Genomic DNA, 9,838 nt, shown 5'->3' with positions numbered 1-9,838 from the left:
ATCACCATGGGTAAAGGATGTTAAAAAGTGTTCACCATGTCCCCGAACACCTGTCTACCATGTCCCCGGACTGTACAGTGGGAGAGGGACGGGGAGAGGGCATCAGGCCGCACTTTTCCAGTACTACAACGCATCCTCAATGACCCACACGCTCACGCTCCCGCCTTTGCAGGTAAAAGTCCCTTCGCCATCCGCCGCCGTAGTGATGGTTTCTTCGCGATTGCCGAGAAAATCACGCCACGTTTTGTTGCCGTAGTTTTCCCCAAGACAAATCACCTTCTCGCCGTCGTCTCCGTTCGACATCACCACCACGCAGCCGGGATCGTCCTCGGTGCCGCTGCGGCTGAAGGCGATGCAGTTAGGATGGTCAAAAAACAGCGTCTGTACGCCGTGGGCAAAACGCTGCCGGGCGAGGATCAGCTCGTGAAGCTGCTCAATCACCGGCATATCAATATGGTACGTTTCACCGTCGCCTCCCGTGTCGTCATAGCTGGCGCCAAAGAGGTCGGGATAAAAGACGCTGGGTACGCCATTTTCCCGCAGCAGGATCAGCGCGTAGGCGAGCGGTTTAAACCAGGCTTCGACCGGTGCTTCCAGCGCCTGCAGAGGTTGAGTGTCGTGGTTCGCGACGAGGGTGACCGCATGAAACGGATCGGCTTCCACCAGCGTACCGGTGAAGATCTGGCTCATGTCGTAATCCCGTCCCTGACGTGACGCCTCGTGGAATTTCATCTGCAGGGGGGCATCAAACAGCATGGTTTTGCCCTCAACCTGATCAATATAGGCCTGAAGTTTATCTACCTCGTGGGACCAGTATTCCGCCACGATAAACAGCGGCTGGTCGGCGACTTCCTGAACGTGTTCTATCCACTCTTTGTAAAACCAGGCGGGAATATGCTTAACAGCGTCCAGACGAAAACCGTCGCAGCGCGTCTGTTCCATCACCCAGCGGGCCCAGTATTTGATCTCTTCGGTCACGGCGTGATTGCGAAAATCGATATTCTCGCCCATCAGATAATCGAAGTTACCCATCTCATCATCAACCTGATCGTTCCAGCCTTCGCCGGTGTAGTCGTTGACGATTTTAAAGATGCCGTCTTCATCGGGGTTTTCAATATGGTCGACGCCGCTGAAGCATTTGTAATCCCAGATAAACTGCGAGTATTGCCCGGCACGGACAGGGAAGGTGTAGCGGGTCCAGGCTTCACACTCAATGACATCATCATCGATTTGCGTGCGATCCTGCTCGTTGACGCGCTGAACGTGAACTGACTCTTTCTCGTCTGCCCCCATTTTGTGATTCACTACCACATCCAGCAGCACGGCAATGTCGTTGCTTTTGAGCGCGTCGATAGCTTCCAGCAGCTGCGCTTTGTCGCCGTATTTGGTGGCGATACTGCCTTTCTGATCAAACTCGCCGAGATCGAACAGGTCGTAAGAATCATATCCAACCGAATAACCCCCGGACGCACCTTTATAGGCGGGGGGGAGCCAGATCATATTGATGCCGATTTCGTTAAGATTGGGGGCTAACGCCGTGACCTCACGCCACAATTCACCGCCAGCAGGGTAATACCAGTGAAAACATTGTAACAGGGTGGGGTTTTTCATCATCCTTGCTCCAGAAGCCGTGTGGCTGACTTCTGGAGTATGGATGAAGAAATCATAATTGTGTGTCGCGGGTCAAACTTTCTGGATAAAGAATATTCCCTGACAGCTTTCCATAGGTAGACGTGATGGATTGCTGTTTGCCGGTTTGATCAATCAGATTACGCAGCTCGTCCATCCGGACCTTCAGCAGTGCCTTTAGCGCATTCTCATTGTCGAGGATCATTTCCAGCAGCGCACGCGCTTGCTCAACCTGAGCCGGAGGGCATGACATGATGGGCGTTTGAGAAATCCTTTCCACCAGTTGTACGTAATGCATTTCCTGCTCGATAAGCGCATCCCATTGACCAGAATGAGCGAGATTTAGCATAGCAATGCTCTGAGCATGTAACGCCTGCCAGTGGCTAAGCGCTGCGCTGGGATTGTTCATCAAAATTATCCTGAAATAGAGGACGCATTGGGGCCAATTTGCTTCCACGCATCCGCAATGTTGTTTAATAAACCCTCGACTTCAACAATTGCGTCTACGTCGTTACTGACATTCGCCAGCAACAAACGTCGAACCATATATTCGTACAAGGAGGCAAGATTACCGGACAACTCGCTCTCAACCTCCATGTTCAGTCCTGCTTTTAAACCGTTGTCGATGATGTTAATGGCTTTGGATAACGCTTCGCCTTTCTCACGAATTTGTCCGGCTTCCATGAACAAACGCGCGCGAACAAGGGCGCTATGCGCCCCGTCGAACAACATGACAATCAGCTGGTGTGGACTGGCATTCATGACTGCGCTTTCAACTCCTATCTGCTGATAAGATTGAACACCAGAGGTCTTATACATATCCACTCCTGAAGGCTACGACTACTTTTGTGAGAACTGTTGGGTCAGGTAGTTGGCCGTACTGGTCATTTTGGTGACTAATACGTCCAGGCTGGTGAACTGCGTTTTGTAACGTGCCATGGTGGCTTCAATTTGGGCATCCATGGCATCGTAACGTTCACCCAGCGTTTTCAGCGTTTTGTTGATTCCGTCTTTCGCGTTCTGGATCACCCCGGCGCTGCCGGTACTGGTGCTGAGCATAGTGGTCAGCGTGTTATTCATCTGGGTCGCCATGCCGGTTTTCTTTCCGTCACCGACAAAATACTGCTGTACGGCGTTCGGGTTGTCGGTCAGCGCTTTTTTCAGCTTATCGGTATCGACTTTCAGGTTGCCAACGGTACCGTCCGCACCTTTCACCGGGTCCTGGGTAATCCCCAGCTGTGCCATGATCTGAACAGAGCCGGTCTGCACTTCGGTCAGCAGGCCGCGCAGCTGAGACTGGACCCCGCGCACGTTCGCATCACCGACCAGCGCGCCGTTGCTGGTAGACTGGCCGCCAGCGCCTGCATCGACCGGAACATACTTCGTCAGGCTGTTAATGGTGGACTGCAGCGAGTTGTACGCCGTGACCCAGTCCGTGATCGCCTTCTGGTTTGCATCCGTTGCGCGTGATACCTCAAGGGTTTCATCCGCTTTGCTCTCGGCCTTCACCGAGAAGGTGACCCCAGGCAGCGCATCGGTAATGGTATTCGACTGGCGCTCGATCGAGATGTTGTTCACTACCACAATCGCGTTCTGAGCGTCGGTGTTCACCGTCAGCGCGCCCGTTTTGGCGGTTGAATCGTAGCCAATGGCGCTTTGAAGCTTGGCGTCGCCGGTGACGCTTACCGTCATCGCCCCGTCAGTACCGGTGGTTTTTGATGACAGCATCAGGCGGTAATCGCCGTCTTTCGCTTTAATCACGCTGGCGGTGACGTTGCCGTTGGCTTTATTAATGGCGCTCGCGATCCCTGCCAGGGACGTATCGCCATCTGCCAGGTTCACCTCTAAAGGTGTCTTCGTACCCGGCTGGGTGATGGTGATTTTACGCGTCGTACCTGTCGTATCGCCCAGCAGATCCGTGTTGTTTGCATAGGATCCCGTGGTGAGCGCCTGTGCTTTTGCAACCTGGTTGACGTTGACAACAAAGGAACCCACGGACGCGTCAGCCGTTGTTGTGGCAGTAAAGGCCGTGTTAGTGCTGCTAACGGACGTTGAGTTCCAGGTGGTAGCTTTACCCAGTGCAGCGGTTGCAGTCTGCAGCGATGTCATGGCGCTCTGCAGCTTGCCGTAAGCGCTTAACTGTGCGTTATACGTTGATTGCTGGGAAGTAATCGTCGTCAGCTTGGTTTTCTCTGCTGCTTCCAACTGATTATATAAATCCCCGAGTCCTGCAGAACCTATCCCGAGGTTACTGATAGTAGCCATGCATATTTTCCTTAAAATACGAAAGTAGTTCAGGACTCTTATCGGCCTCTCAACGTAAAAGTTTACGATGGTGAGAAAAAAATAATCCAAAGAATAGACACGTCCTGGCGGGGTAAATGAAAGGATTGCACTTTAGGATCATTATCGGCGCATTAAAAACAGGAATAAGTGTGTGCCTTTTTTGTCATCTCTTTGTGCGTTAAAAAAGCGTAAATAATAAACCTCTCGTGAACTTTAATTGATTTTTTAAAAATAAAAACATTAAAAATCATTAAGTTATAATTTTTTCAAAATTGATTCTAAAGTCTTTTGGGGACCCGTCGATAACCTTGTTGACGGTGAGAGACGCTGTGAGTGTTAGGCACCGGACCTAAAACCCAATTTTTGAAGGAAACAAAATTATGGCAGTTATCAATACTAACCTGTTGTCCCTGACCACTCAGAACAACCTGAACAAATCTCAGTCTTCTCTGGGCACTGCTATTGAGCGTCTGTCTTCAGGTCTGCGTATTAACAGCGCGAAAGACGATGCTGCTGGCCAGGCGATTGCAAACCGCATGACCTCCCAGATCAAAGGCATGACTCAGGCAGCACGTAACGCCAACGACGGTATCTCCATGGCGCAGACCGCTGAAGGTTCACTGAACGAAATCAACAACAACTTGCAGCGCGTTCGTGAGCTGGCTGTTCAGGCAAGCAACGGCACCAACAGCGCATCTGACCTGGCTTCTCTGCAGGATGAAGTTACCGCTCGTCTGGCTGAAATCGACCGCGTTGCGGGCAAAACTGACTTCAACGGCATCAAACTGCTGGACGGTTCTGCTGGTACTGCTGGCGTGGTTAAGATTCAGGTTGGCGTGAACGATGGCGACACCATCAACCTGGACCTGAGCGGTGCTAAAGCTGATACTGCTACCCTGAAAGTTGACACTCTGGATCTGAAAGCTGTAAAAGCTACAGACTTGGCAACCATCGATGCTGCTATCGCTACCGTTGATAAAGCACGTTCTGGTCTGGGTGCTGTGCAGAACCGTTTCACTTCTGCAATCAACAACCTGAACAACACCTCTAACAACCTGTCTGCTGCTCAGTCCCGTATCCAGGACGCTGACTACGCAACTGAAGTTTCCAACATGTCCCGCGCGCAGATCCTGCAGCAGGCTGGTACTTCTGTTCTGTCTCAGGCAAACCAGGTTCCACAGACCGTTCTGTCTCTGCTGCGTTAATTTTACGCGTGAAACCCCGCTTCGGCGGGGTTTTTTTATCTCTGCTATTTGAGAATCCGCCTGTGAAACAAATCAGTGTCACTCAACCAAAGCTGGTCGCAGATTTTTCATGTGTCGGTGGGGAATGCCGTGAACATTGTTGTCAGGGCTGGACCATCGCGTTTGATAAATCCTCTGTTAATCGCTATCTGAACAGTAAAAATGCCGTCATTCGTCATACGGCGAAAACGGCGATAAAAGTCACCAAAAAACAGTTTGGCCATTGGGGTGAAGTCATTTTCCATACGGAAAGTAAAAACTGCCCGTTTATGGATACAGAAAAACTCTGTTCCATTCATAGCGCCATGGGCGCCCAGGCATTAAGCCCAACCTGTTCGTCGTTCCCGCGCACAAGCCGGGTCTATAAAAATGAAATCGAAAAATCGCTGAATCTCTCGTGTCCGGAAGTCACCCGGCTTCTGTTGAACGATCGGGAGTCGATGGCGCTGATGGAATCCATCAGCGTTCAGCAGGACGTCAATAATGCGCCGATGATTGATTTGAAGGCCAAGGTCATCAATCTCTTCTGCCAGAATATTTTCAGCGTTGAGGCGGTCTGCGTTGAAGAACAGGTTTACGCCGTGGTGAAATTCCTCATGGTGGCTGAAAAGCTCGATAATCTCGAAGAGAATATCGGCACGCTCGAAACGGTTTATTTCTCGCTGGTGAACGAGCTGGTGAGCGGTAAAATCAAGACGGAGTTAGGCGGCTTTAACCAGAACTACAGCCTGAAATTCGCGTTAGTCTCGCTTATTCAAAGTTACTTTACGAAGAAAACGACTTCCCGCGGTGGTGCCGTACTGAACCGTTATTTTGACCAGGTCTATAAACAGTTTGAATCTGTCGATGACACCGTTTCGGCAGAAAAGGTGATGGAAAACATCGAGTCCGTCTGGTGCGATGTGGCGGGCAGTTACCTGGCGGAAAACGATCATCTGTTTAAAAACTTTTTTAAATACAAGCTCTGGCAGCAGGCCTTCCCACAAAGCAATGGCCGCAGCATGTTGAATAATCTTTATTTAATCGTTGCGGAGTTCTATTTCCTGAAAACGTTACTTGCCGGTCAGGCACTCGTGGCGGGAAAAATTGAGCAAGATAATATCATTGATGTTATTTACAGCTTCCACTCCCTGAGCCAGCATAATCAGGAAGCGGGAAAGCTCTTTCATCAACATATAGATAGCGTAAAACTCGGCGACGATCTTTCATTGTTACAACTGTTAATTTAGGCAGAAAAGTTGCCCCTGTTGTGGGCAACCTCAGAATAACCTCACTTTATCCCCCTTTTTCATCCAATTGAACGCCCTGCAGAATCGGATAATCATGCCGATAACTCAACTAACGCAGGGCTGTTTATCGTGAATTCACTCTATACCGCTGAAGGTGTAATGGATAAACACTCGCTGTGGCAGCGTTATGTCCCGCTGGTGCGTCACGAAGCATTGCGCCTCCAGGTGCGCTTGCCGGCGAGCGTGGAACTCGACGATCTGCTACAGGCGGGCGGTATCGGGTTATTGAATGCAGTTGACCGATACGACGCTCTGCAAGGAACGGCATTTACGACTTACGCAGTTCAGCGTATTCGTGGTGCGATGCTGGACGAGCTGCGCAGCCGCGACTGGGTGCCGCGCAGTGTTCGCCGTAACGCGCGCGAAGTGGCGCATGCGATGGGGCAGCTGGAACAGGAACTGGGACGTAACGCAACGGAAACCGAAGTGGCGGAACGTCTTGGCATTGCTGTTGAAGAGTATCGTCAGATGTTGCTCGATACCAATAATAGCCAACTCTTCTCTTATGACGAGTGGCGCGAAGAGCATGGCGATAGCATCGAGCTGGTGACGGATGAGCACCAGCAGGAAAACCCGTTACACCATTTAATGGAAGGGAATTTACGCCATCGCGTTATGGAGGCTATTGAAGCTCTGCCTGAACGCGAACAGCTGGTGTTGACCCTTTATTACCAGGAAGAGCTTAACCTCAAAGAGATTGGCGCTGTTCTGGAGGTGGGAGAGTCGCGGGTGAGCCAGCTGCACAGCCAGGCCATTAAACGCTTACGAACCAAGCTGGGTAAGTTATAGGTGATTGATTCACCTGAAAAATGCCGCACAACGTATTGACAACCAGGAGTTATCATGACGGTGCAGCAATCTAAAAGACGGCCTTTAAGCCGCTACCTGAAAGACTTTAAACACAGCCAGACGCATTGCGCCCACTGTAACAAGTTACTCGATCGTATCACGCTGGTTCGCCGTGGCGAAATCGTCAATAAAATTGCGATTTCGCGCCTCGACACATTGATGGACGAAGCAGCATGGCTCGAAGAACAAAAAGAGTGGGTGGCGCTTTGCCGTTTCTGTGGCGATCTCCACTGCAAAGAGCAAAGCGACTTCTTCGATATTATTGGCTTCAAACAATTCCTGTTTGAACAAACGGAGATGAGCCACGGAACCGTTCGCGAATATGTGGTTCGCCTGCGTCGCCTCGGACAGCATCTGACCGTGAACAATATTTCCCGCGATCTGCTCAAGAGCGGTTATCTGGATGAGAATCTGGAGCCGTGGCTGCCTGCGACCAGCACCAACAACTACCGTATTGCCCTGCGTAAGTATGCGCAATACAAGGTACAAATGCCGGGTGCCATGAAGCAGAAAGCCCACGCCGGAACAACTTCTGATATATATTAAAAAAGAATAAGATGTAGCGCAGTCGCCTTTGACGTTGCAGGCGATTTCTCTACACTACGTAAAAATTCCACTATATCGGGGTATTTATGAAATTTGCACTTCTGGGTCGTCAGGCGCTGATGGGTGTTATGGCCGTTGCGCTGGTTGCGGGTATGAGCGTGAAAACGTTCGCTGCAGAAAACCTGCTGAATAAAGTAAAAGAGCGCGGTACGCTGCTGGTTGGGCTGGAAGGGACTTATCCTCCGTTCAGCTTCCAGGGTGATGACGGTAAGCTGACCGGTTTTGAAGTGGAATTTGCTGAAGAGCTGGCGAAGCACCTCGGCGTTAAAGCGTCCCTGAAACCGACCAAATGGGACGGTATGCTGGCGTCGCTGGATTCCAAACGTATTGATGTGGTCATTAACCAGGTGACCATCTCTGACGAACGTAAGAAGAAATATGATTTCTCCACCCCGTACACCGTATCCGGTATTCAGGCGCTGGTGAAAAAAGGCAACGAAGGCTCCATCAAAACGGCTGCGGACCTGAAAGGTAAGAAAGTCGGTGTGGGTCTGGGAACCAACTACGAAGAGTGGCTGCGCCAGAACGTTCAGGGCGTGGATATCCGTACCTATGATGATGACCCGACGAAATACCAGGATCTGCGCGTGGGCCGTATCGACGCCATTCTGGTTGACCGCCTGGCAGCACTGGATCTGGTGAAGAAAACCAACAACACCCTGGCGGTAGCGGGTGATGCGTTCTCTCGTCAGGAATCCGGCGTGGCCGTTCGTAAAGGCAACGAAGACCTGGTAAAAGCGATTGATTCCGCCATTGCTGACATGCAAAAAGACGGTAGCCTGAAAGCGCTCTCCGAGAAGTGGTTCGGGGCAGACGTGACCAAATAAGTCTCTGACTGATAAAAAAAGGCGCTTTTAAAAGCGCCTTTTTTATTTCTGGCGCGTCTGCGTGCATAATGAAAATATCAAATAAGAGTGAGTTACCGGAGAACCCATGTCACTACAGAATTTAACGCGCTTTCCTCGTCTGGAGTTTATCGGCGCGCCAACGCCGCTGGAGTACCTGCCGCGATTTTCTGATTATTTAGGCCGCGACATTTTTATTAAGCGTGATGACGTGACGCCGATGGCGATGGGGGGCAACAAGCTGCGCAAGCTGGAGTTTCTGGCGGCGGATGCCCTGCGCGAAGGCGCGGATACGCTCATTACTGCCGGGGCCATTCAGTCCAACCACGTTCGTCAGACGGCGGCAGTGGCGGCAAAACTTGGGCTCCATTGCGTAGCGTTGCTGGAAAACCCGATCGGCACGCGGGCAGAAAACTATCTGACCAACGGGAACCGCCTGCTGCTGGACCTGTTTAACGTGCAGGTTGAGATGGTCGACGCGTTGACCGACCCGACCGCCCAGCTCGATGAGCTGGCGACGCGTCTGGAAGCGCAGGGTTTTCGTCCCTACGTTATCCCCGTTGGCGGTTCGAATGCGCTGGGCGCGCTGGGGTATGTGGAAAGCGCGCTGGAAATCGCACAGCAGTGCGAAGGTGCGGTAAGCCTCTCCTCCGTGGTGGTCGCGTCTGGCAGTGCAGGTACGCATGCCGGGCTGGCTGTGGGGCTGGAGCAACTGCTGCCGGATGTCGAGCTGATTGGCGTGACGGTATCCCGCAGCATCGCGGACCAGAAGCCAAAAGTGGTGACCTTACAGCAGGCGGTAGCAGAGCAGCTGGAGCTGAAGGCAAAGGCCGATATTCTGCTGTGGGATGACTATTTTGCACCGGGTTACGGCACGCCTAACGAAGAGGGAATGGAAGCGGTTAAGCTGCTGGCGCGCCTCGAGGGCATATTGCTCGACCCGGTCTATACGGGTAAAGCGATGGCCGGACTGATTGATGGCATTGCGCAGAAACGCTTTAAGGATGAAGGGCCGATTTTATTTGTCCATACCGGCGGGGCGCCTGCGCTGTTTGCCTACCATCCTCATGTCTAAAAATCAGGTCGAAAA

The 9,838-nt window shown here is 51.6% G+C and carries 10 protein-coding genes; 6 read left to right on the top strand and 4 right to left on the bottom strand.

Features of this window, described 5'->3' with window-relative positions; translation table 11 throughout:
- Positions 1 to 123: 123 nt before the first annotated feature.
- Genes amyA through fliD form a run of 4 tightly spaced genes read right to left on the bottom strand, consistent with a single transcriptional unit; the run spans position 124 to position 3,894 of the window.
- Positions 124 to 1,611 carry an alpha-amylase gene (gene amyA, locus E3U32_RS23615; protein WP_134350800.1) on the bottom strand — a complete coding sequence of 496 codons (1,488 nt, stop codon included), beginning with the start codon at positions 1,609 to 1,611 and terminating at the stop codon, positions 124 to 126.
- A gap of 52 nt (positions 1,612 to 1,663) precedes the next feature.
- Positions 1,664 to 2,038, bottom strand: coding sequence for a flagella biosynthesis regulatory protein FliT (gene fliT, locus E3U32_RS23610; RefSeq protein WP_134350738.1), 375 nt, complete (start codon positions 2,036 to 2,038; stop codon positions 1,664 to 1,666).
- A gap of 5 nt (positions 2,039 to 2,043) precedes the next feature.
- Positions 2,044 to 2,448 carry a flagellar export chaperone FliS gene (gene fliS / locus E3U32_RS23605; protein ID WP_023312296.1) on the bottom strand — a complete coding sequence of 135 codons (405 nt, stop codon included), beginning with the start codon at positions 2,446 to 2,448 and terminating at the stop codon, positions 2,044 to 2,046.
- Positions 2,449 to 2,469: 21 nt separating this feature from the next.
- Positions 2,470 to 3,894 (bottom strand): flagellar filament capping protein FliD, encoded by a 1,425-nt coding sequence (fliD, locus tag E3U32_RS23600; RefSeq protein ID WP_134350736.1) that lies wholly within the window; start codon positions 3,892 to 3,894, stop codon positions 2,470 to 2,472.
- Positions 3,895 to 4,295: 401 nt separating this feature from the next.
- Between fliD and E3U32_RS23595 the strand changes: the two genes are divergently transcribed.
- From E3U32_RS23595 to dcyD, 6 genes are all read left to right on the top strand, one after another.
- Positions 4,296 to 5,120 (top strand): flagellin, encoded by an 825-nt coding sequence (locus E3U32_RS23595; RefSeq protein ID WP_134350734.1) that lies wholly within the window; start codon positions 4,296 to 4,298, stop codon positions 5,118 to 5,120.
- Between the two features lie 62 nt (positions 5,121 to 5,182).
- Positions 5,183 to 6,388, top strand: a complete 1,206-nt coding sequence (gene fliB / locus E3U32_RS23590; RefSeq protein ID WP_134350732.1) for a flagellin lysine-N-methylase — start codon at positions 5,183 to 5,185, stop codon at positions 6,386 to 6,388.
- Between the two features lie 129 nt (positions 6,389 to 6,517).
- Positions 6,518 to 7,237: an RNA polymerase sigma factor FliA gene (locus E3U32_RS23585; protein WP_059310219.1), complete on the top strand. Its 720-nt coding sequence runs from the start codon at positions 6,518 to 6,520 to the stop codon at positions 7,235 to 7,237.
- A 54-nt stretch (positions 7,238 to 7,291) separates the two neighbouring features.
- Positions 7,292 to 7,843 (top strand): flagella biosynthesis regulatory protein FliZ, encoded by a 552-nt coding sequence (fliZ, locus tag E3U32_RS23580; protein ID WP_134350730.1) that lies wholly within the window; start codon positions 7,292 to 7,294, stop codon positions 7,841 to 7,843.
- Positions 7,844 to 7,929: 86 nt separating this feature from the next.
- Positions 7,930 to 8,730: a cystine ABC transporter substrate-binding protein gene (gene tcyJ / locus E3U32_RS23575; protein ID WP_047652374.1), complete on the top strand. Its 801-nt coding sequence runs from the start codon at positions 7,930 to 7,932 to the stop codon at positions 8,728 to 8,730.
- Between the two features lie 106 nt (positions 8,731 to 8,836).
- On the top strand, positions 8,837 to 9,823 hold the full coding sequence (dcyD, locus tag E3U32_RS23570; protein WP_134350728.1) for a D-cysteine desulfhydrase: 987 nt from the start codon (positions 8,837 to 8,839) through the stop codon (positions 9,821 to 9,823).
- The last annotated feature ends 15 nt before the right edge of the window (positions 9,824 to 9,838 follow it).

Source organism: Lelliottia nimipressuralis (assembly GCF_004402045.1).
In the GTDB taxonomy this organism is placed as follows: Bacteria; Pseudomonadota; Gammaproteobacteria; order Enterobacterales; family Enterobacteriaceae; genus Enterobacter; species Enterobacter chinensis.
The sequence above is the reverse complement of the archived record's forward strand: the minus strand, read 5'-3'. Positions and strand labels throughout refer to the sequence as shown.